Below are 383 nucleotides of genomic sequence, written 5' to 3'. Positions count from 1 at the left end.
ACGTCCGTCATGAATACAAGCCAAAATTTGGTGAGCAAGGCGCGAGTAACGTTGACCGAGTTGCAGTGAGCCATCGTTTTAAAAATGGCATAGGCTTTGAAGTCGAGGCAAAGTGGAAGTCAAATGTTAAGACGGGTAAAACCAACGCTGCACCTCTTGATTTTGATCAAATGTCGGGCAATGGGCAGCAAGCCAACATCAGTTATGCTTATAAATTGTCAGATTCATTCACCTTAACTCCCCAATATAAATGGGAGTCGAATGACAGTAAATTCGGTCAACAATTTAACCTGACCTTAGGTTATCGAGTGAATAGTGATTGGAATGTTTCATTCCGTCAACGTTATCACTATGAAACTAGACCGAATAACGATAAAAGCTCT

General features: G+C 41.3%; 1 protein-coding gene. It reads left to right on the top strand.

Annotation, left to right across the window (positions count from 1 at the left end; all coding sequences use genetic code 11):
* Positions 1 to 383 (top strand): oligogalacturonate-specific porin KdgM family protein (locus RMT89_RS41500; RefSeq protein ID WP_315888933.1); only part of this gene is annotated, 383 nt, incomplete at both ends.

Origin of the sequence: Streptomyces sp. P17, assembly GCF_032436805.1 — a bacterium.
GTDB lineage: Bacteria > Actinomycetota > Actinomycetes > Streptomycetales > Streptomycetaceae > Streptomyces.
This window is presented reverse-complemented; position numbering and strand designations above follow the sequence as displayed.